Origin of the sequence: Sodalis ligni (genome assembly GCF_016865525.2) — a bacterium.
In the GTDB taxonomy this organism is placed as follows: Bacteria; Pseudomonadota; Gammaproteobacteria; order Enterobacterales; family Enterobacteriaceae; genus Acerihabitans; species Acerihabitans ligni.
Genome location: NZ_CP075169.1, coordinates 3,499,856 through 3,522,857 on the forward strand (window position 1 = coordinate 3,499,856; position 23,002 = coordinate 3,522,857).

Annotated in this window: 14 protein-coding genes, 1 tRNA gene and 1 pseudogene; 9 read left to right on the forward strand and 7 right to left on the reverse strand. The window is 55.0% G+C overall.

All coding sequences use genetic code 11. The features are described from left to right. Positions 1–117: 117 nt before the first annotated feature. Positions 118–1,092 (forward strand): GlxA family transcriptional regulator, encoded by a 975-nt coding sequence (locus GTU79_RS16290; RefSeq protein ID WP_203521191.1) that lies wholly within the window; start codon positions 118–120, stop codon positions 1,090–1,092. 200 nt (positions 1,093–1,292) lie between these two features. Here the strand turns inward: GTU79_RS16290 and murJ are convergent. From murJ to rimJ, 4 genes and pseudogenes are all read right to left on the reverse strand, one after another. After that, positions 1,293–2,827, reverse strand: a pseudogene (gene murJ / locus GTU79_RS16295) (murein biosynthesis integral membrane protein MurJ). 145 nt (positions 2,828–2,972) lie between these two features. Next, entirely contained in the window at positions 2,973–11,492 is an 8,520-nt protein-coding gene (locus GTU79_RS16300; protein ID WP_214513137.1) for a GH36-type glycosyl hydrolase domain-containing protein, read from the reverse strand. Between the two features lie 421 nt (positions 11,493–11,913). Further along, positions 11,914–12,819, reverse strand: a complete 906-nt coding sequence (locus GTU79_RS16305; protein ID WP_203521188.1) for a Gfo/Idh/MocA family protein — start codon at positions 12,817–12,819, stop codon at positions 11,914–11,916. Between the two features lie 17 nt (positions 12,820–12,836). Then, positions 12,837–13,421, reverse strand: coding sequence for a ribosomal protein S5-alanine N-acetyltransferase (gene rimJ / locus GTU79_RS16310; protein ID WP_132921261.1), 585 nt, complete (start codon positions 13,419–13,421; stop codon positions 12,837–12,839). A gap of 301 nt (positions 13,422–13,722) precedes the next feature. Here rimJ and mdtH point away from each other — a divergent pair, with 301 nt between their 5' ends. Together mdtH and GTU79_RS16320 are read left to right on the forward strand one after the other, a co-directional pair. Next, positions 13,723–14,928 (forward strand): multidrug efflux MFS transporter MdtH, encoded by a 1,206-nt coding sequence (gene mdtH / locus GTU79_RS16315; protein ID WP_214513138.1) that lies wholly within the window; start codon positions 13,723–13,725, stop codon positions 14,926–14,928. 126 nt (positions 14,929–15,054) lie between these two features. Beyond that, positions 15,055–15,621 carry a lipoprotein gene (locus tag GTU79_RS16320; RefSeq protein WP_132921259.1) on the forward strand — a complete coding sequence of 189 codons (567 nt, stop codon included), beginning with the start codon at positions 15,055–15,057 and terminating at the stop codon, positions 15,619–15,621. Positions 15,622–15,657: 36 nt separating this feature from the next. Here the strand turns inward: GTU79_RS16320 and GTU79_RS16325 are convergent, their stop codons facing one another. Together GTU79_RS16325 and GTU79_RS16330 are read right to left on the reverse strand one after the other, a co-directional pair. After that, positions 15,658–16,206 carry a TorD/DmsD family molecular chaperone gene (locus tag GTU79_RS16325; protein ID WP_203521186.1) on the reverse strand — a complete coding sequence of 183 codons (549 nt, stop codon included), beginning with the start codon at positions 16,204–16,206 and terminating at the stop codon, positions 15,658–15,660. Between the two features lie 89 nt (positions 16,207–16,295). Further along, positions 16,296–17,237, reverse strand: coding sequence for a 2-hydroxyacid dehydrogenase (locus tag GTU79_RS16330; RefSeq protein WP_203521185.1), 942 nt, complete (start codon positions 17,235–17,237; stop codon positions 16,296–16,298). 942 nt (positions 17,238–18,179) lie between these two features. Here GTU79_RS16330 and GTU79_RS16335 point away from each other — a divergent pair. From GTU79_RS16335 to GTU79_RS16355, 6 genes are all read left to right on the forward strand, one after another. Continuing rightward, a complete protein-coding gene (locus GTU79_RS16335) occupies positions 18,180–18,479 on the forward strand; it encodes a winged helix-turn-helix domain-containing protein (RefSeq protein ID WP_214513139.1) in 300 nt (99 codons plus the stop codon). Positions 18,480–19,298: 819 nt separating this feature from the next. Next, positions 19,299–19,562 (forward strand): lipopolysaccharide biosynthesis protein, encoded by a 264-nt coding sequence (locus GTU79_RS31450; protein WP_420854188.1) that lies wholly within the window; start codon positions 19,299–19,301, stop codon positions 19,560–19,562. A 504-nt stretch (positions 19,563–20,066) separates the two neighbouring features. Further along, the gene (locus GTU79_RS16345) at positions 20,067–20,474 is read left to right on the forward strand and encodes an MATE family efflux transporter (protein ID WP_214513141.1); all 408 of its coding nucleotides are present in this window, start codon (positions 20,067–20,069) and stop codon (positions 20,472–20,474) included. A 346-nt stretch (positions 20,475–20,820) separates the two neighbouring features. Beyond that, positions 20,821–20,988 carry a hypothetical protein gene (locus tag GTU79_RS30460; protein WP_253073666.1) on the forward strand — a complete coding sequence of 56 codons (168 nt, stop codon included), beginning with the start codon at positions 20,821–20,823 and terminating at the stop codon, positions 20,986–20,988. 151 nt (positions 20,989–21,139) lie between these two features. Beyond that, positions 21,140–21,457, forward strand: a complete 318-nt coding sequence (locus GTU79_RS30465) for an ATP-grasp fold amidoligase family protein (protein WP_253073312.1) — start codon at positions 21,140–21,142, stop codon at positions 21,455–21,457. A gap of 454 nt (positions 21,458–21,911) precedes the next feature. Next, positions 21,912–22,001, forward strand: a tRNA-Ser gene (locus tag GTU79_RS16355). Positions 22,002–22,071: 70 nt separating this feature from the next. On the opposite strand, the gene phoH is transcribed toward GTU79_RS16355, so the two are convergent. Next, positions 22,072–22,863 (reverse strand): phosphate starvation-inducible protein PhoH, encoded by a 792-nt coding sequence (gene phoH, locus GTU79_RS16360; RefSeq protein WP_203521181.1) that lies wholly within the window; start codon positions 22,861–22,863, stop codon positions 22,072–22,074. Between the last annotated feature and the right edge of the window lie 139 nt (positions 22,864–23,002).

Genomic DNA, 23,002 nt, shown 5'->3' on the forward strand with positions numbered 1-23,002 from the left:
ATTAAATTCCTCCTGTGGGTTGATAACGTCCAGCATAAAGCGCAAAATTAATGTCCTCAATCGTATTAAAGATACGTTTTAGGACATTCCTACCGCTGGGGACATGGGGACCGACGAATGATCAAGAATATGGTTATCCTGGCTTTGCCGGGGGTGCAGCTGCTGGATGTTTCCGGTCCCCTTGATGTGTTCGCCGAGGCGAATGAACAGCGGGGTCGGGAGGTGTATCGCCTTCGGGTGATGGGCTGGCGGCGGGAGGTGATTCATTCCTCTTCCGGCGTAAGGCTTATGCCGGATCTGATGCTGGATGACGAATTGACCGAACCGGTGGATACCTTCCTGGTGGCGGGGGCGCCGGGGATTCGGTCCTTTATCGACGACGCGGCCTTGCTGGAGGGCCTGCGCCGTTGGGCGCTTAACAGCCGCCGGTTCGGGTCGGTTTGCAGCGGTGCGTTAATGCTGGCGGCGGCGGGCCTGCTTGACGGGCGCCATGTGGCCACCCACTGGGCGGTAGCCGGCTATTTGGCCGACAGCTATCCCGAGGTGATGGTGGATACGGATGCCATCACCCTGTCTGACGGTCCGGTGCGCAGCGCGGCGGGCGTGACGTCCGGCCTGGATTTGGCATTAAGCATGGTGGAAGAGGATGTCGGCCGGGAAACCGCCCTGGCGGTGGCCGCGCAGCTGGTAATGTATTTCAAGCGTCCGGGGGGCCAGTCGCAATTCAGCCGCAAGGGGGAGGCCTCATTGAGCGGGCGTTCGGCGCTGCAGGATGTGCAACGCTACGTACAGGCCCATATCAGCGAAAGTCATAATGTGCAGACCATGGCGGCGAGAATGGGACTGAGCCCGCGTCATTTCAACCGGCTCTATCAGCAGCAAATGGGTTTGACGCCGGGAGAGTGGCTGGAGCAGGCAAGGGTCGCCCATGCCCGCCGCCTTTTGGAAAGCGTCGGGTCACCCCTCAAGCAAATTGCCGCCCACTGCGGTTTTTCCAGCACAGACATTTTGCGGCGTGCCTTTGTTCGACAATTGCATATCACACCGGCGCAATACCGTAAGTATTTTGCCAGCAACGGCGGAATCAGCTGACGAAAATGCACGAGACCGTCAGTTGACGGAAATGCACGGGACCGTCAATTGACGGAAATGCTCGGGACCGTCAATTGACGGAAATGCTCGGGACCGTCAATTGACGGAAATGCTCGGGACCGTCAGTTGACGGAAATGCTCGGGACCGTCAGTTGACGGAAATGCTCGGGACCGTCAGTTGACGGAAATGCTCGGGACCGTCAGTTGACGGAACGGGCGAAATCCCGCACCCGGAATCCCATGGCGGCCAGCGCCGCAAAATAGGATGCAGCCCCCACCGCCACCACCAGCGCCAATCTCAGCAGTCGGGCCAGCATATTGCCCTGGGCCCAATCGGGCATCACCCAGAGCATGCCCAACAACACCGCCGACATCACCAGTACCGCGATCACCAGACGAATTAGGAATGAGGCCCAGCCCGGCTGCGGCAGGAACATATTCTTTTGCGTAGTTGCCAATACAGCAGCCCGGCGTTCAGACAGGCGGCCAGCCCGATGGAGAGGGACAATCCGGCGTGCTTCAGCGGACCGATAAACGCCAGGTTCATCACCTGCGTCATGATCAGGGTGAAAATCGCCACTTTTACCGGCGTCTTGATATCCTGCCGCGAGTAAAAGCCCGGCGCCAGTACCTTGACCATAATCAGCCCGATAAGCCCCACCGAATAGGCCATCAACGCCCGCTGGGTCATTGAGGCGTCAAAAGCGGTAAAACGTCCGTACTGAAACAGCGCGACGGTAAGTGATTTCGCCAGGATGCCGAGGGCGACGGCGCTGGGCAGCGCCAGAACGAAACAAAGCCGCAGCCCCCAATCCATCAGGCGGGAGTATTCATCGTGATTGCCGCTGGAAAAGCTTTTCGCCAGGGAAGGCAATAAAATCGTCCCCAGAGCCACACCCAGCACCCCGGAAGGAAACTCCATCAAACGATCGGCATAGTACATCCAGGAAACCGAGCCGGACACCAGGAACGAGGCGAAGATGGTATTGATAATCAGCGATATCTGGCTCACCGAAACCCCCAGGATTGCAGGGCCCATTTGCCGCAGTACCCGCCAGACGCCGGCATCCTTGAACTGTAGGCGCGGCATCACCAGCATGCCGATTTTTTTCAGATGGGGTAGTTGATAACCCAGCTGCAATACGCCGCCCACCACCACCGCCCAGGCCAGCGCCAGAACCGGCGGGTGGAAATGGGGAGCGGCGAACAGGGCAAAAAGGATCATGCTGACGTTAAGCAAGGTCGGGGCGAACGCCGGCACCGAGAAACGATTCCAGGTATTGAGGATCGCTCCCGCCAAGGATGCCAGGGAGATCAGCATGATATAGGGAAAGGTAATACGCAGCAGCGATGAGGTTAGGACAAACTTGTCCGGCGAATCCACGAAGCCGGGGGCGGTAACCATGATAACCCAGGGCGCGGCCAGCATGCCGGCCACGGTCACCAGCGCCAGCGCCAGCGTCAGGAGGCCTGCGATATAGGCGACAAACGTGCGGCTGGCCTCATCTCCCCGCTGGCTTTTGTATTCCGCTAAAATGGGGACAAAAGCCTGGGAAAAGGCGCCTTCGGCAAAGATCCTGCGTAGCAGGTTCGGCAGCTTGAAAGCGACAAAAAACGCATCCGTCGCCATACCGGCGCCGAAAATACGGGCAACGATAGCATCGCGGGCAAAACCCAGCACCCGCGAAAAAAGGGTCATGGAACTGACGGCGGCCAGTGACTTCAATAAGTTCATAGAATGATTTCTACTACGCCCGGATGCCGGGGGTAAGCAAACGCAACCGGCCCCCGCCGACATCCTTATCTTTTATGGTGCGCCTAGTCTACCCTCTGTTTCAGAAATCGCTACCATCAGTTGTAACCTGCGGTAAAGACCAGGGCTACAATTTCAGCACCAGCAGATGGCTGCCGCCATCCAATAGGGTGTGTACCCGGCCTTCGGTCAAGTCCAGCGGATGATTGTCCAACAGCGCCTCGGTAATGCCGCGGGAGCGCAGCCCGCTGTTGGTGACCTCAATACTGAAGCGGGTATTCATGACGTTCACTTCGGCATCGAAGCCCGGCCAGCTGGACGGGATGCAAGGATCGACCACCAGCCTATCCCCTTCCCGGCGGATGCCCAGGATGCCTTCCACCCCGGCGCGGTACATCCAGCCCGCCGAACCGGTATACCAGGTCCAGCCGCCGCGGCCGACATGGGGCGCCACTGAGTAGACATCGGCGGCGATTACATAGGGCTCCACCTTATAGCGCGCCACGTCGTCCGGCGTGCGGGCGTGATTGATGGGATTGAGCAGCGAGAACAAATCATGGGCTTTATCCCCTTGATTGAGCCCGACGAACGCCAGGATGGCCCACATGGCGGCATGGGTATACTGACCGCCGTTTTCCCGCAGTCCGGGCGGATAGCCCTTGATGTAACCCGGATCGTGCTCGGTTTTATCGAAGGGCGGCGTAAACAGCAGCGCCAGCATATCCTCGCGACGGATTAACAGCTTGTCCAGCGATGTCATGGCCTGGGCGGCCCGCTTGGGATCGGCCGCGCCGGATAATACCGACCAGGATTGCGCAATGGAATCAATGCGGCATTCGTCGTTATCCTTGCTGCCCAGCCAGGTGCCGTCATCGAAGGTCGCGCGGCGGTACCATTCTCCGTCCCAGGCTTCCCGCTCGATGGCGGCGCGCAGGGCTTCAGCACGAATCCGCCATTGGGCTGCCCGTTCCGGTTCCCGTTGCTCAACCCAGGGGGTAAACAGCGCCAGGGTTTTTAACAGCAGCCAGCCGAGCCAGACGCTTTCCCCTTTACCGCCCTCTCCCACCCGGTTCATGCCGTCATTCCAGTCGCCGGTTCCCATCAGCGGCAGTCCATGCTCGCCAAAGAGCGTCAGGGTCTGCTCCAGGCCCTGCACACAGTGCTGGTAAACGGTGGCGCTTTCGGCGGCGGCCATCGGCTGGAAGAAAGCATCATGCTCTTCCGGCGCCAGATGCGGCCCGTCCAGATAGTACAGCACTTCATCCAGCACCGTTTCGTCGCGGCTGCAGTTGATATAGGTGGCAACGGCATAGGACAGCCAGACCCGGTCGTCGGAAATGCGGGTGCGGACGCCCTGGCCGGAATGCGGCAACCACCAATGCTGTACGTCTCCATCGATAAACTGGCGTCCCGCCGCCCTTAGCAGATGGCCGCGGGTCAGCTGGGGCTGGGCAAAGGTCAGCGCCATGCCGTCCTGCAGCTGATCGCGAAAGCCATAAGCGCCGCTGGCCTGATAAAAGCCGGACCGGGCCTGGATTCGGCAAGCCTGGGTCTGATAGAGCAGCCAGCCGTTAAGCATGATGTCCATGGCAGGATCCGGCGTGGTGACCTGTATCGCCCCCAACCGCTGCTGCCAATGCTGGGTGACCTGATTCAGCACCGCGTTCAGATCGGCGGCGCGGTAGGTTTCAATCAGCTGCCGCGCGCCCTGCGCCGAGTCGCTTTGACCAATAAACCACACGACTTCCTGGCTTTGATTGGCCCCCAGCTCAATATGGGTTTGCAACACCGTGCAAGGGTCGAAACCGGCACCGCACGCGCCGCTGAGACGGCTGCCGTTCACCAGGGCGGCCGGGGAATTCATGCTGCCGTTGCGGCCGAGGAATTCGGTACGATCGGCGGTAAAGCCATCCTGCCGCCCGTCGAGATCGGCGAACGCGACGCGGCCCTGGAAGGCCGTGGACCACGAATTGCGCACCAGCAACGCGCCGGGGCTTTCATCGCGCTCGGTAATAATGAAGGGTCCCGACGCGCCGCGGGAGGTGCCCAGCACCCATTCCGTATAGGCGGAGATGGATAAGCGCAGCGGCTGATCGCCAAGGTTATGTATGGTAAGCCGGGAAATTTTAATGGAATCTTCCAGCGGAACGTACTGCAGCAGTTCGACGGCGGTGTGCTGGGTATGGTGTTCAAAACGGGAATAACCAAAACCATGGCGGGCCAGATAACGGCCGCCATCGTCGATGGGGTGCAGTGTGGGGCTCCATAACTCGCCGGTGGCTTCATCACGGATATAAATGGCTTCGCCGCCATTGTCCGCCACCGCATCGTTCAGCCAAGGAGTGAGCTGATTTTCGCGGCTGTTTTGCGACCAGCTGTAACCGCTACCCCGGGCCGATACCAGAAACCCGAAGTCCGGATTGGCGATAACGTTGATCCAGGGCGCGGGCGGCCTCGTCTGGGCATCCATGACCGTGACATATTCGCGACCGTGGCGGGCAAAGCCGCCGGTGCCGTTGAAGAACGCCAGATCCGCCGGCAATGGGATCTGCGCCGCCACCGGCAGTTTCAACCTGCGCTGCGGCAGCATCGTCACCGGCGGCAGTTCCAGCTCCGCCAATTGGGTGGAGATGCGGCCCCGTCTGGCCAACAGCGAGACCCGCGCCACGGATTGCAACAGCATCCGCGCCTCATGGCTTATCAAATCAGCGCGCAGCGTATAGACGCTGCCCCTGGAAGATTCACCGGCGTAACGCGGGCGCGACTGGCTGCTGCGCACCGCGGTATCGATGGCCACCTGCAAATCCTGCATATAAGAGGAAGAGTGCTCATTGATGATCACCACATCAACGCTCAACAGCTTCATGTGCCAATATTCCTGGGCGCGCAGCAGCTGTTTCACCTGGGCGATGTCCTGGATATCGTCGATACGCAGTAATACGATGGGCAAATCGCCGGAGATGGACAAAGGCCAAAGATCGGATTGTTTGCCCGCCCCACGGATAATGGTATCGGAAGGCGGACGAAAACGGGCGTCGGTATACAGCAGCGGCGCGGCCAGGCGCTGGAAATCCGCCGCCTCTTCGGTGTTAATCCCCAGATGGCGCAGTTGCACCTGTGCTTGGGTCCAGGCCAGGGTCTTCGCGCGCTTATAGGCGCTGCGGTCATGATGTTTATCAATCAGGGCCAGTAATTCCGCTTCGCTGCCGGCCACCAGCGTCCAGAAGGTGACACGCACCGAACTGCCGGCGGGAATACGCACCTGGCGGCGCAGGGAGAAGATGGGGTCAAGCACCGTGCCGACGGTATTGGACAGCGGCTGCCGGCCCTGGATCGCCTCGCTGTGAAGAGGTGAAATGCCGGTGCCGATAAAACGCGCCCGATCGGTTTCATATTGCGGGTCAGCGATGCTTTCCCCTTCGACAATGGCCAAATGGGCCGCCCATACCCGCGGTTCCTGCGGCGTGCGGGGGCGGCGGGTGGCGATAAGCGCAGTGAACTCCGGCAAATAGCGGGTCTGTACGAACATTTTAGCGAACGCCGGATGGGCGGCATCGGTATTGGCGGAGGCCAGCACAAGCTCCGCATAGGAGGTCAGCTCCACTTCCCGCACGCGGCGGCCGCTGTTGGTGAGCATGACGCGCCTGACTTCACCGTCATCCTCGCCGGACACCAGGACATTCAAGGTGGTGGTAAGGGTACGGTCATGGTGAATGAAGGTCGCGTCGTCTTCGCTGAAAATCACCTGGTTGAAGGACTTGCCTTGCAAGGCGCGAATCCGTCGTTCGCTCATGGCGGTCATGCCCTGGGTTTGCAAACCCGCCGCCCAGATTTTTCCGCTGCGCAGATCGCGAAAACGGATAAACGAGCGGGCGTCGTCACGGGTGACGTCTTCCCGCCAGCGGGTGATGGCGATATCGCCCCAGCGACTGTAGCCGCCGCCGGCGACGGTAAGCATCACCGCATAATGTCCGTTGGAGACCATATGGACCACCGGCGCGCCGGGGGGTATGGCGGAGAACCGACGCTGACTCATCAGGTTGAGGCCTGATTTATCCACCGCCCGTTTCACTTCCTCGGCATGGGGTTTGGCCATGGCCACTTCGCGCGGCATTCTTTCCTGCAACAGCAGTTCGCACGACTGGATCATCGGTTCCCGATGGAAACGTTCACGCATGATGCCCTGCTGCAGGGTATTATTCAGCGCCACCAGCGTCATGCCCTGGTGATGCGCCATATAGCTGCGCACCACCGCCACTTTTTGTTTTTCAGGCAGTCTGGCGGCGGTAAAATCCAGGGCCTCGTAAAAACCGAATGTACCCTTCGCGCCCAATTGCGCCAACCGGCGGTAGTTTTCCACCGCGCCCAGGCTGTCCACCATGGAGGCCAGACCGGTGGCGTAGGGGGCGATTACGCTGTTTTGCGCCAATCCGCGCTGCAGTCCAAGACCCGGCACGCCGAAATTGGAGTATTGATAGGTAAAGTCCAGATCGCGGGCATTGTAAGCCGACTCAGAAATCCCCCAGGGGATATGCAGGGAGTGGCCGTAGGCCTGCTGATGCGCCACCACCACCCGGTTGGTTTGCTCCAGCAGGGTGCCGGCCGCCGCGCGCATCACCAGCGACGGCATCAGGTATTCAAACATGGAACCCGACCAGGAAATCAGCGCGGCGCCTTTGCCGGAGCGGATAGCGGCGCGGCTCAGCCGGAACCAGTGCTTGGTGGGTATATCCCCCTTGGCGATGGCAAACAGGCTGGCCAGGCGGGCTTCGGACGCCAACAGGTCATAACAGCTGCTGTCGAGCTGGTTATCGGTGAAGGAGTAGCCGATGGACAGCAGTTTGCGTTCGTCATCCACCAGGAAACGGAAATCCATGTCCAGAGCCAGCGCGCGGGCGGTGTCCGCCAGCGATTGCAGACGAACGTTCAGGGTCGCCGCCGGCGCCAGGGCAGTTTGCAGATCCTCGTAATGGGCGTTTAGACCGGTTTTCAAAGCCTCCAGCCAGAACAGCAAGGTGGATTCGGGGGTCTCCTCCATCAGGGCCAGCATATCAATGACCAGCCCATGCGCCTCTTCCGCCAGTACCTGGAGCTTTTGCAGCAGGATTTCCTCCGGCTGGCCTTCCGCCAGTTGGCGATCGATTTCATCCAGGGCCACCGTCAGCGGCAGATTGTCCAGTTCCGGCGTTATTTTCAGCGCCTGGCGGATCAGCAGCAAATGATCGCGGGTGCCGGCGCGCCAGGTGGGAGCGATGGGGTGATTCAGCCACTCTTCGCAGGCATTGGCCAATGCGATGAGGTGGCCGGCCAGATTGCCGCTGTCTACCGACGAGACATAGGCCGGCGTCAATGCCTCAAGCGTCCGGGTTTCGTACCAATTGAAAAAGTGCCCGCGGTAGCGCTGCAGCTTGAGCAGGGACTCAAAGGTCGCTTCAAGCCGTTCCAATGTCGCGCCGGTTCCGGTCCAGCCAAAATCCCGCGCCGTGACCGAAGACAGCAAATACAGGCCGATATTGGTGGGCGAGGTACGGTGGGCGATAACCGGCCGCGGATCTTCCTGGAAGTTATCCGGCGGCAGCATATTATCCACCGGCGTCACAAAGGTTTCGAAAAACCGCCAGGTACGGCGGGCAATCAACCGCATTTCCTGGGTTTCATCGGCATCAAGCTTAGACTTCGGCTTGATGACCGGCGCCCGGCTAGCCCAGTACGCCATCACCGGCGCCAAGAGCCACAGCAGGACAAATACCCCCGCCAGCGGCCAATTCCAGGGTGCGAAAACCAGTACCGCCGCCACCATGACCAGCGCCAACAGGAGACTGAACGACATGTGCCGGCAATAATTCCATAACGTCGGACGCGGGCTGCCGCCGGTCTGTGCCGAGGTGGTCCACTCCAGCAGTTTGCGATGGCTAAAACCGATGCGGTAAATCGAGCGGGCAATGGCGTCGCACATCTGCCAGCCATGATCGGCCATAAAAACCACTTGCATCAGGATCCGCAGCAGGGCATAGCGAAAATCGCTGGCGACATTGATCAGATGCTTGCTCAGGGGGATCCGACGGCGGCTCGGCAGAAGATCGCAGAAAATGGGGATTAGCGAAGGAATGGCGATAGCCGCCAGGATAAACCCGGTGGCAGTCAGCGCCAGAGGCGCGGGCAGCAGCCAGCTCCAGCCCAGGGCCAGCAGGCAGCAGGGCGCCATCAGCGAACGGCGCAGGTTATCGATCATTTTCCAGCGGCCCACGGCGGGAACCGGGCTTAATCCACCGTGTCCGTTGAGGATCCAGGGCAATAATTGCCAGTCTCCCCGGGTCCAGCGATGCTGCCTTTTGAGCACCACATCGTAACGTGCCGGAGAATCTTCCACCAGTTCCACATCGGATGCCAGCCCTGCCCGGGCATAGATACCTTCGAACAGATCGTGGCTGAGCAGCGTGTTGGCGGGGATGCGATTGTTAAGGGCCGCTTCAAAAGCGTCCACATCATAGATGCCTTTACCGGTGTAGGAGCCTTCGCCGAATAAATCCTGATAGACATCCGACACCGCCGAGGCATAAGGATCCAGGCCGCCCGGGCCGGAGAAGACCCGTTGGTAGACGGAACCGTCGGTACCCAGCGGCAAGGAAGGGGTTACACGGGGCTGCAGGATGCCGTAGCCGGCGATGATGCGTTTACCCAGGCGGTCAAATTTCGGCCGGTTAAGGGGATGGGCCATTTTACCCACCAATTGCAGCGCGGTATCACGCGGCAGGCGGGTATCGGCATCCAGTGTTATCACATAGCGCACGTTTTCAGGCACCCGGCTGCCGTCAATAAAACTGGTGTCGGCGGCGCCGCGCAAAAAACGGTTCAGTTCATGTAGTTTTCCCCGTTTACGCTCCCACCCCATCCAGCAGCCTTCCTGTTCATTGAACACGCGGCGGCGGTGCAGCAACAGAAAACGTTCCCCCGCCGGGCCGGGACCGTGGCGCTGATTCAGCCGGTCGATCCCCTCCCTGGCGCAGGCGATTAACGCCTCGTCCCCAGGCAGGTTTTCCAGCGGGGCATCCAAACTGTCGGAGAGCAGCGCAAAGGTTAAATCCCCTTCGCCGCTCGCCAGAAAATGCACTTCCAGGCGTTCAATCTGTTCATTGATATCATTTTCATCGCCGAGCAGTACCGGTACCACAACCATGGTGCGAAGCCGGGTCGGCACGCCCTCGTTCAGGGCCAGTCCCGCCAGGGGCGAGGCGCCGAGCCGCCAGTTCACCAGGCGGTTGACCAAGGCGCAGGCGGCCTCGCTGGCCACGGGCAGCACCAGGATGACGAATCCGATAAGCCAGCCGATCCCGGCGGCGTGACGGAACAGAGCCGCCGTTTCCACCGCCGCCAGCAATCCCAGCAGGACGATTGCGCCGGCATAGCCGGTAATGCCGGGTTGGATAACATAGCGGCTGATACGCAGGCGCCAGGGCGCCTTGAAGCCGAGATCCAGCTCCAATGCCTGCCGTCCGCCGGCAATGAGATGATAACCCGGATCGCCCACGCGGGCGGCTTCGTCAGGGTCGGTTTGATCGGCGGCGGCGTCATGGGCCAGGGATAATACCCGTCCGGCAATGTCCAGTTCGCTGTAAGACGAACCGCGCGCCAACAGTTCGATGGCGCTGCGGTAAAGATTTCGGGTGGTGAAATTCATCTCGTCAAAGGTGCTGTGCTGACCGAGCCGTTCATCCACCATGCTGACGCTTTCAAACAGCGTCGCCCAATCAATATCCGAAATTAAGCGCATGCTGGTAATGATGTTGCGCACCGTGACGTTGGATGCCCCCAGACGCTGCTGGGCATTCTGCACGATGGCTTCAATGGAGCTGTCCTGCTGGGCTAATCGTTTTTCCAGCCAGCTCAATGCCGGCGTGGTGCGGGGATCCTGATTACGCAAGCGTTTAGCCAGCTGCGCGGCGAAATGTTCGTTCAGCGGCGAGGCGTAACTGTCCAGATGCGCCGCAGCCATGGCCGCCAGCGCGTCGCCTTTGGTCAACAGGCGGTTGGCAAGATTTTCCGCCCGCTGGCGGGCCTCGCGCCCTTCGTCTATTTGATCCGCCAGCCGCCGCAAATTCTCAATCAATACAATGCGCAGGGTAATGGCCACCGCCCAAAGTTCACCGATGGTCAGGGGCTGGACCCGCTGGTAGGCATTGATAAAGCGTTTGAGGTTTTCCGGATCGAAATGGCTGTCGGTATGGGCGATAAACGCCCAGGCCAGACCGAATACCCGGGGATAGCCGGCAAAAGGCCCTTGAGACAGTTTTGGCAGCAGACGATAAAAACTGGGCGGCAAATCCTCGCGGATTTCACGTATTTGCGCTTCGACCAAATGATAGTTATCCAGCAGCCACTCGGCGGCGGGAACCACGGTATTGCCCTTCTCCAGCTCCATGGCGCTGGAGCGATAGGCGGCCAGCAATACCGTCGCATTGTCATTCAGACGCTCATGCAGCGACAACACCTTCGGCGGCCGGTCCGTGACCTTCTGGGCCGCTGCCAGGCTCTCGGCATGCTGCTCAAGGCGCTCGGCGCCGAATAATTCTTTCCTGACGGGAGCGCTGTCATTCCAGGGGGTCGTGGTTTTAAGCAAATGCAGAAAATCAGCGAGCATCTTTTTCATAGGAGCCTTAAACCTGCGGCATCATGTCACAGGGGGATGAATAAAATGAATAAAAAACGAAATACCGTTCAGGCGGATGATATATTCCGCCATGTCATGGCCGGTTTCTTAGCCCTGGGGAAAGCAGCACTTTACGGCAGTGCCGGGATGAGATATGCCTTTTGAGGCATAAATGACATGTGATAATAAATATGAAGGCAACCGGATTGCCAGACCCGCCCGGCCTGTGTGTTTACGCAGTGAAACCTTGAGGCAGTGAGCGGGTCCTCTGAATATGGACCATAAACCCCATTTGCGCCAATTCACCGATAAAAAATTGCATCCGCTATCGCAAACAGCATAAAAAATAGGCGGTTTGCGGCACGACATCACGCCGCCCCGCCGCGTTGACAAGGAGTGGATACCGGACCGGAGACCAGGTCTACACCGGCAACCGTTCTATCCAGGACTGGGCGAGTATGGCCTGCTCGCCGCTCACCGAAGGGGAGGTCTGATTGCTCACCGCCTCGATAAAATGCCGCACCGCGCCGGTAAAGCCGCGCTGGGTTAAAATGGTCTGCCAGGGGGGGACCGGTAATTCACTGATAATCCCCCGGCTTTCGCTGCGCCACAGCCGCATCTCTTCAATATGATACAGCGCGCCCGAGGTCACCGCGTCCACCGTTTCGCGCTGGCTGCCGGCCTGGCGGTGCATGCTGGTGGTAACGCTGCACTCTCCCTGCTGGAAATGGTGCTCCGCGTAGAGCATCTGGCCGGCTTCGTTGGCCCGCACCGTACCGCTGAGCAGTGTCGCCGCTCCGCCCGCCAGCCACAGCACGGTATCCACCACGTGAAGGTAATCGTCAAGCAGCGTGAATCGCAGATCCCGGGGACCGATACTGTCCTCGCGGTGTTTATCCATCCGGATGGAGGCCGGCTGGCGCAAGGTTTGTTTCAACTGCAGATAAAGCGGCGCGAAACGGCGGTTGAACCCCACCATGAGCGCGCATTTGTGGCGCGCGGCCAGGGCCACCAGCTGTTCCGCCCGTTCCAGGCTGTCCGCCAGGGGTTTATCCACATAGACGTGAATACCGCGGGTGAGCAGAGACGCCACCACGTCGAAATGGGTGGCGGTGCTGGTATGCACGAATACCGCATCGCACCGTTGCGCCAAGGCGTCCAGGCTACCGAAACAATCAATGCGGTAACCCGCGCAAAGGGCCTGCGCCTTGGCCTGGTTGGGAGAGAACGCGCCCATTAGCCGCCAGTCCTGCTCCTGGCACAACAGCGGCAAATAGACTTTTTGCGCAATGCCGCCCAATCCGACAATGCCGATGCGTAGGGTCATATATTCTCCAGAGAATGTCAGCGTCCCGGCGTCCAGCCGGTATAGGTCAGCGCGGTCAACACATGGTCCCGCCATTTGCCGTCGATCATCAAATAATCCTTGGCATATCCTTCCCGTTCAAACCCGAGCCGCGCCAGCAGATTGCCGCTGCGCTTATTGTGCGGCATATAGTTGGCCATAATGCGGTGCATCTGCTGCTGCCGCTGCATATAGCGGATGGCGGATTGCAGGGCTTCGTACATCAGCCCCTGCCCTTGCCATTTTTCCCCCAGCGAGTAACCGAGAAAACAGGCATGGAAAGAGCCGCGCAGCACATTGCTGAAATTGGCCACGCCATAAATTTCATTTTCTTCCGGATCGAGCAAAATGAAATAGTAGGCGGTTCCCTGCCGGTGCATCTCGGTTATCAGCCCCAGCCGCGCCTGCCAGCCCGACGGGAAACAGTGGCTTTCATCACGAATGGGTTCCCAGGGCTTCAGGAAGGCCCGATTGCCGGCATAATAATCGGCCAGGCGATACGCGTCGCGTTCGTGGACCAAACGTACCACCATTCTGGCGGTAACCAGTCGCACCTTCGGCGACGCTGAGCGATAGCCAAACATCTTTCCTCCGCTATCAGGGCTATTTAACAACCATCATGGGGCACCCCGATCATGGGCCATCATCACCCTTACGGCAAGAGCCTCGTCGCGCGCTGTAATAACTATAGCCTTTTCATTTCGCCATAATAAAAGCCGGCGGGAACTTTTTTTTCATCCCAGGGGGACAGAAAAGAGATCGTCCTCATAAATTATCGTTTTACTATTATTTTCGATGAAAAATATCCTGTCGGCAGGGGTTTCGTTATGGCGTCATAACGGTCAGAATGAAGATCCTTTGCAAAGATTTAACCTTTGGTGAAGTATGTCATCGGTTTCGCAAGCTAGGAGCTTGGGTAAATATTTCCTCCTCGTGGATAATATGTTGGTGGTGCTGGGTTTTTTTGTGGTGTTTCCGCTCATTTCCATCCGATTTGTCGACCAGTTGGGCTGGGCGGCGATGATGGTGGGCATTGGCCTCGGATTACGCCAATTTGTCCAACAGGGGCTGGGCATCTTTGGCGGCGCCATTGCCGATCGCCTGGGGGCCAAACCGATGATCATCGCCGGCATGCTGCTGCGCGCCGTGGCATTCGCCCTGATGGCCATTGCCGACGAACCCTGGCTGTTATGGCTGTCATGCGTCCTTTCCGGCCTCGGCGGGACGCTGTTCGACCCGCCCCGTACCGCAATGGTGGTTAAGCTTATCCGTCCTAATGAACGGGGCCGCTTTTTCTCGCTATTGATGATGCAAGACAGCGCCGGATCGGTGATAGGGGCGCTTATCGGCAGTTGGCTGCTGAAATATGACTTCCACCTGGTATGCTGGGCGGGCGCCCTGCTGTTTATACTGGCGGCGATATTTAACGCCTGGATGCTGCCGGCCTACCGTATTTCCACTACCCGCGCGCCGATCCTTGAAGGCATGCGCAGGGTGCTGCGGGATCACCGCTTTGTCACCTTCGTCCTGACCCTCACCGGCTATTATATGCTGGCGGTGGCGGGGTTGGTGGTGCTGGCCCTCAAAGTGAATGAGGTGGCCGGCCAGCCCTCGGCGGTGAAATGGATGTATGCCATCGAAGCCATGCTGTCCCTGCTGTTCCTGTATCCCGTCGCCCGCTGGAGCGAGAAGCGCTTCAGCCTGGAGATGCGCTTGATGGCGGGTCTGTTTATCATGTCCTTAAGCATGTTCCCCATCGGGCTGGTGGATAGCCTGCAGACCCTGTTCGGCCTAATCGGCCTGTTTTATATCGGGTCAATCATCGCCGAACCGGCGCGGGAAACCCTAGGGGCCTCGCTGGCGGACAGCCGCGCCCGCGGAAGCTATCTGGGTTTTAGCCGTCTGGGCCTGGCCCTGGGAGGCGCCATCGGCTACAGCGGCGGCGGCTGGTTATACGATGCCGGGCACCGGCTGGACCTGCCGGAGCTGCCCTGGTGCATGCTCGGCGTTATCGGGCTGGCGACGCTCTTTGGTTTATACCGGCAATTCCGCCAGCGGCGCATCGAACCGGCCATGTTAAGCGGCCACTGATTCCCTTCGGTCGGCCGCGCGGCAATCATTGCAGGTGATATTGCGGGCTGTTTCGCTCTTATCCCGCCGCGGCCCGTGATATGCTTCGGCAGGTCAAATCATGTGACGAGCTAAAACGGAAAAGGAATGAAAAAAAGAACTTTTGCGGCGCTGGCCGTGATATTGAGCCTGGCATTGACCGGCTGTAATAAGCTAACCGAATACCGGCTCAGCGAGCAGGACGTTAACGGCTATCTGCAAAAACATAATAATTTCCAGAAGGCCATCGGCGTGCCTGGCTTGCTGAATGCCAATATCGTACTCACCGATCTCAGCAGCCAGATTGGCCGGACCGAGCCGGATAAAGTCCGCCTGTCCGGCAATGCCCATCTGGATATCCAGTCATTGTGGGGTTCTCAGCGGGCGGATTTGAAACTCACCCTGCAGGCGCAGCCTTATTACGATAGAGATCAGGGAGCTATTTATCTGAAAGATATGCAGTTGGTGGATTATCAGGTGCAGCCGGAAAAACTCCAGCCGACGTTCAAGGTATTGGCGCCTTATCTTAATAATTCTCTGAAGTCTTATTTCGATAGTACGCCGGCCTACGTGCTGGAAGCCGACCGCAGTAAAACCGAGGCGCTGGCCAAAAAGCTGGCCAAGGGACTGGAAGTAAAACCCGGCGAACTGATTTTTCCTTTCACCGGCGGCTAAACGGCGTGATGCCGGTTAGCGGAGCCGGCTTCGCACCTATTCGGACTCCTCCGCCAGCTCTTCTCGCATCGCCTGCAAGGCTTCCCGGCTGATAGCCGCCAGGACCCGATAAAAATCGGTACCGGCATGGGCTTCCACCTTGCCTAAAAAGAGGTCGCTCCAGGGCAGCAGGAACTCATCGAACAGCCGGGACTGGGCGATAATCTCATCCTGCTGTGCATGATCTTCCAACCAGGAAGCCGCCAGCAGCAGCGCTCCGAAATGGTCGGTGGCGGATTCCGACACCGGCATGCCTACTTCTCCCAAAAAAGCGCGGACGTCGCTTTCCGGCGCGTCGAGCCAGGAAGAGCGAAAAGGCGGCACCTTGGCTGTTTCTCCGGCGAACAGGGCGGAAAAGTCGTCCCCTAACGCCTGCGGCACGCAGCTCTTGCCAAGGCGAGCCAATAACGCATCCTGCTCCAGGGGCCAATGTTCGGTGAGCTTGCCTTCCGTGATAAGCACCATCAGCGGCGCCAGTACCGCATCCTGCGGCGACCGGTAAAACAGGGTTCCCAATACCCGGCAAACCATCGAAAAATCATTCATTGCAATACCCGCATTATTAAACGGTTGCAGACCTTGTCATAATTTGATGAATTCCGCAATGGGCGGCTTGTTTTTTTGCTCGTGTAAATTCAATATCCTTCGTCGCGATCCACCAAGCCAACGGGAGGTTCGCCGGCCTCAATGCGCCGTATGTTTTCGGCTATGCTATCCATCGCTAAAGAGGATACGGTGACAGCGGCGATATGCGGCGTGAGGGTAATCCGTGGCGTATGCCAAAACGGGTGGTCGGGCGGCAGGGGCTCTTGACGGCAAACATCGAGCGTAGCGGCGGCGATTTGCCCCTGAGCCAACGCCGCCAGCAGATCGGCCTCAACCAAATGGGCACCGCGGGCGACGTTAATCACAAATGCTCCCCGGTTCAGGAGGGCGAATAGTTCCGCGTCAAGTATGCCTTCGGTCCGGGGCGTGTTGGGTAAGAGGTTCACCAATACCTGTAGTCCGGCTAAAAAGCCAGGCAATTGCCCGTCGCCGGCAAAGCTGTCGACGTCAGGTATGCTCTTGCGGGTCAGGCTCCAGCACCGTACCGGGAAGCCGCAACCGGCCAGGGATTTCGCCACCTTCTGTCCCAGGACCCCGGCCCCCGCCACCCCAATGATAAAGCGGCGCTTATCGTACAACGGCAGCTCCCGCCATGTCCCTCGGGATTGGCACAACAGGTATTCGTCCAGCCGGCGATAATATCGCAGCACTGCGGCCAGAACATACTCAACCATTTGTTCCGCCATGCCGGCATCCTCCAGGCGCATAAGAGGAATGCTCTCGGGCAGCATCCGCGGATGAAGCCGCAGGGTCTGCATTAACGCATCTACCCCGGCCCCCAGAATAAACACGCCCTTCAAGGCGGTACGTCCGGTCAACATGCCCGCCGGCGGATGCCAAACCAGAGCATAATCCGCCGGCAGCCTGTCTCCAGGCAGCCATGCCCGCAGATGTGCGCCGGATAAACGCGCCTCCATGCCAGCTATCCACGGTGCCACAGGCTCGGAAGGATGATAAAAGATAATGTCCACGGCGCGGGTCCTTTTGACGGATTCGGGGCTTTCATCTATCTGAACATACCGTCTGACGCGGCGATGAACAATCCCTGCGCACGATCGACCTAAAAGAGCTGCACGCATTGGCAAGAATCATGAATACGACACCACATGACGTTTTACGAAAAAATGAGGAAATCAGGATTTGATTTAACATTTAATGCTCTTTTTGGGATTTTTGCCATCCCATTGCCAGGATTTGTCCATAAAACCGGAAGGACGCGATAAAAAGCGTTGGTCCTTTAAGAAAAGACTTAGGTTTATGAAAAATAATTATGAAGAAAAATAATTTGTATGATGACATTAAATTTATAAGCATGCCAATCGTTAGCGTTTTTACCATAACTGGATCGCATTAATTATGGACCGCCGTGAATAATTATTCATTTAGATGAATTTAAAATAGCTTTTAAAAAACAACTTTCTCCATGAATTTTAAGATCTTATTTTTCATATAGTTATATCATCTTTATCGCAAGCGTTTTCTCTTCCTCCTTTTGAGACAGATTTTTCTTACTTTTTTAATCATCATACCTAAAGACCATTGCTAAAATTTAAGTCAATATAAAATTCAGTTTATAGATGAAATCTAATAAAATTTCAATGAAATTTATTTCATATCCACATAAAACCAGGTCAAAAAATTTCATAACTGCAAGTTTCACTCACTGACGTCAGATAAATTTCAGATTTATTACCCTCCCATAGCCTGACGGCCTCAGCTATCGTTATATGCGTTCTATTGAATAATGTCCATATCAAGCATCACGCCAACAGGAGGGTCAATGACATACCAATAAAAGATGAAAAAATAAAATGACCTTATTTGGTAAGATTAGAGGTTCTTGAAAACTTTTTTTACATGTAACGCTTTCAACAGCAATGCCATAAAAAAATCTAAAAGTGAGGTATTTTGAGATGAAACCTACACCGACTATCATCATCGATCATCTCGATGTAAGAATTGCACCTGATATGCATAATCGACTACGCTGGAAAGAGTATCAAATTTTGAGTTTATTGGTGCAAAACTCGCCCGAAGTTGTCACACGAGAACAGCTGGTAAACCATATTTGGAAAGGCACCTATTGCTCAGACTCGACGATTAATCAAACCATCAAATCCGTGCGTCAGAAACTGGGCGATCATGAACATAGGATCATTAAAACCATACCGCGTATTGGTTACATTATTGAAGAAAACAAATGGTTAATATAAGCTTCGATAAAATATCAACCGAAGGTCCGCCGGCACTCGAATTGCCGAAACAGGCCATAGCGTCAGAGGTTAAACCGGCCCGGTCTGTTGAAGAGGAGAGATATTCAGAGCCTGTGTGGGATTTCCCGACCCACGCCCGGCTGTCCAGAACCGTCTCCAGGCCGACGGTTTTCCGTTTGGATGCATTTAAAAGATTTTTATATTTATGCAGAGAAATTTTATCAATATAAAAGTAGATTAATTCTTATTTTTTAACGTCGGTTATCTTAATGATAATTCTGGTTTATTCCTATACCATCATCAAAATCTCGCTAGCCTCTTATAATCTGGAATGGATGAACTATAATAACAAGATTTCATCGGTGCAGCTTACGTGTCCTTTAGGTTTTAAATATGAGCCAGATGGCTCATGAGCATATGCCTATAATAGTCAATGCTCATTTTAATTTTCACACTGCTAATTATAGCAATTGAGTCGAGATAAGACGCTATTCATTGGCCTTATCCACAAAGTAACCCTCTGCCCGCATTGCTGTGCATGCGGGCATTTTTGATCCGGTAAAAAACAACATGCTAAAATGAGAATTCATTATTTTTAGGTGAATTTCACTCCATTTTATGTTGAGTGAAATTTCACTTAATATCGATTAAATCCGTTTTAGGTTTTTCACTTGTACAAAACCCCATCATCCGCTATTTATTAACCATTCGATAAAGTTATATCTAAGAAAATATAACAATGCGTATAGACGACTGTCTGACGCTATCGTGACCACCTTTAAAGGTTTTAAATGAGCTATTTATTTAAAAGATAATCTTCTGTCAAATGGCGAACGTGAGAAACAAGGGGATTATGAAGGAAATCATTTTAACTCTTTATGGGTTATCTTGGAGAAATCATGCTTCGCGCTGGCCGGCATCATTTCCGTCATGTATGTCGCCCGTTATCTTGGGCCAGAAAATTACGGCACATTGAGTTATTTACTTTCTATCATGGCGCTGGTAACACCCTTTATTCAGCTAGGCAGCGATAACGTTTTATTTAACCGCATCGCCAAAAGCCTGCCAGTGGGGTATTGCTGATGGCTGCCTCATTACGATTGAAGTTGGTTCTCTTTATAATATTCAGCCTGGGGTTATTGCTTTGGGCAAAACATGCGTTGCCGATTGCCCAGCAAAAGTGATGATAGTATTGATCGTGGCGAACTTCTTCACGCTACGTGATATCTATAAGCTTTATTATGACGCCACCCTGGCGTCAAAACCAACCTCATCATAAACAATGTCTCCCTGGTGATTTACGTCTGTCTCAATCTGGCCTGGGTGCATTATCAATTTAGCCTGATCTGGTTTACCTTTTCAATGATCGTGCGCAGCTTGGTACCCTATTTATGGCGTCGGATATTATTCAATCGCACCCAGCAAAAGCCCGGACAGTGTTAAAAAGCCCTTAAAGGTTAAATATTTTGATTTTTATAATATATATCTATTGAAAGTCGGCATGCCTTTGCTGATTTCCAGCCTGTCTATCGTAATTTATACCCGCATTGATCAGATTTTACTGGGCAAATTTTAGGCTTCCAAGCGGTGGGAATTTATAACGCCGCGTTGACGTTAAGCCAGGGCTGGGCCATCGTACCGATGGCTTTCATTACCTCCTTTATGACCATTATCGCCGCAGAGCGGGACAGCCGCCGAAGCAGCGAGAGGATTCGCTCGCTTTACTTGATTATATTGGTTTTATCGCTGCCGGTGATACTGACATTTTCAATATTTAGCAATAAAATCATATTGTTGATTTACGGCACTCGTTTTGTTGACGCTGCGGACATTCTCTGGATGTGTGCCCTAACGTCGCTTTGCAGCGTATTGGGCACGCTGTCATATCGCGTCATCCTTTTGCACTCCGGCTATCATTTTGTCTCCGTGAAAATGGCCGTGATTGCTGTGCTTAATATCGGTCTTAATTATTTTTATACCTCTGTATGGGATTAAAGGCGCGGCGCTGTCCGCCTTAACCGCCGAAATGGTTTCATTAATATGTCTCAATGCGTTGTTCAAAATGGGCTCGTTACCTATCCGCTGTTTTGTGCCTACAAAAGCGTCCCCTATTAATAAACGAGGTTCGAAGCTATGTTAAATCCGCTCGCTAAACAGGCCAGTAAATTGTTACCAGACGTATTATATCATCAGATAAAATATGCTCGAGTATTCAAAAATGGCCTAATGTCATCAAGCCCACAACCTTTAGTGAAAAATAATCGTACGCAATTTTAAGCCTAAATCCATTTATACCGAACTGGCGGATAAGCTTAAAGTCCGAGATTATATCGCTAGCACTATCGGTGAGAAATATCTTATTAAATTACATGCTTCATTTCCTGAACTCACTCACTCAATTTTTGAAGAATTGCCTGATTCGTTTGTTATCAAGGCTAATCACGGTTGTGGCTTTAATATGATTATCTACGATAAGTTAAAACTAACTTTGATGAATTATACTCAATAACCCGGCAATGGACTGGAAGCAATTATTACAAAATTTTTAGAGAAAAGCATTACAAGACTATAACACCACGTATTTTAGTGGAGCAATTATTGCTTCATAAGGGCAAAGTACCTAACGATATAAAATTTCATTGTTTTAACCGTTTGGGGAAATGCATATTTTTATCCAGGTGGACTACGATCGGTTTGGCGTGCATCGCCGGGATATATTTGATACCCAATGGAACAGGACCAATATACGGATGGGACTGCCGAACAATCCCGAGCCCATGCCCGCTCCCGACAATCTGGAAGAAATGCTAACCTTGTCCACGCGTATCGCTGAGCAATTTTCCTATTTGCGAATTGATTTTTATGAGGCTGACGGCAAAATCTATTTTGGCGAATTGACATTCACTCCCGGCGGCGGACTTTGCAAAATGTATCCGCAGGAAACGCAGCGGCAATGGGGTGATTTTTTCACCGATTGATTAATAATGCTTATATTTACCGACCTGATTGTGTAGTGGCGCTGGTTGTAATGATGTTTATAGGCTTGCCGCTTTTGTGCCTGAAGGCCGGGGGAAAACCATGCCGCTGTATGAAGGAAATATTACAGCCGGGTTCCCCCGTTTTACTATTGCTAGCGAAAGCCCCCTCCCCTGCCCCGGAGGAGACGCGCAGCGTTTGTGAAAAAAATCCCTGATTGCGCTGAGTTTGGTAAAATCGCCAGCTTGGACAGTTTTTAAACCATGGGAAACGGCCGGCGGAAAGACAGGCAACGATCGCTGTAACGGCCTGGTATTTCTTTTAGGCCGCCGGACGTTAGAAATTCGCCTCCTACGCTCAAACCCTGAGCAAACAGGCGGTGAGCGAGAAATTATACTTGACCGGAATGGACCGAATCCCTATAGTACCGCCCCGTTACCCCTGCGGTAACGGCGTGGTGAGGTGTCCGAGTGGCTGAAGGAGCACGCCTGGAAAGTGTGTATACGCGAAAGCGTATCGAGGGTTCGAACCCCTCTCTCACCGCCAGAATAAAAAAGGCCCGGCTTTTATGCCGGGCTTTTTATTACCTGAACGCGGGGAACTGTTTCCCCGGCCTTTATCGGTAAGCATTCAGGGTGCGCTGGCACAGTGCCGAACGAACGCAGTCCTGTTTACCAAAACGCACGACGGCAATCATGTCATCTTCTTCGGTAAAACGCTCCAGGGCATCCTCCAGACCCGATTTAACGCCGCGGGGTAAATCGCACTGGGTGATATCGCCATTCACAATAACCGTGACATTTTCCCCAAGGCGCGTTAAAAACATTTTCATTTGATTGACGGTGACATTTTGCGCTTCATCCAATATGACCACCGCGTTTTCAAAAGTCCGGCCCCGCATATAGGCAAAAGGCGCTATCTCCACTTTGCCGATTTCCGGTCGCAGGCAATATTGCATAAAAGACGACCCCAGCCGGCGCAGCAATATATCGTAGACCGGACGGAAATAAGGAGCGAATTTTTCAGCAATATCCCCAGGCAGAAAACCCAGATCTTCATCGGCCTGCAATACCGGCCGGGTAACAATGATGCGCTCGACCTCTTTATGTATTAACGCATCAGCCGCCTTGGCGGCACTCAGAAAGGTTTTACCACAACCCGCCTCGCCGGTTGCGAATATCAACTGTTTGGTTTCTATGGCAGTTAAGTAATATTCCTGAACTTCATTACGTGCCTCAATTAACTTAGTGTCGCGGGAATCCCGCGCCATGCCAATCGATTCAATTCCGCTCATATGAACAAGAGAAGTGACCGAGTCCTCTTCACGCATTTTATGGTTGCGTGACTCGCGCCGGATAACGCGTTTAGCTTCGCGACGAGCTTTGATCACTACTTTTTGTCTTCCCATAAGTGGCACCTTACAGTTTGTTTCACCATTCACCAGGGAGTAAACCCAGGTGATTACGCTTCACATTCAGAGGAGGTTGTGGCTTCCTTTAAAGCCATAGCGAGCCGTTTGACGGGATGAAATAAACCTCTAGCATATG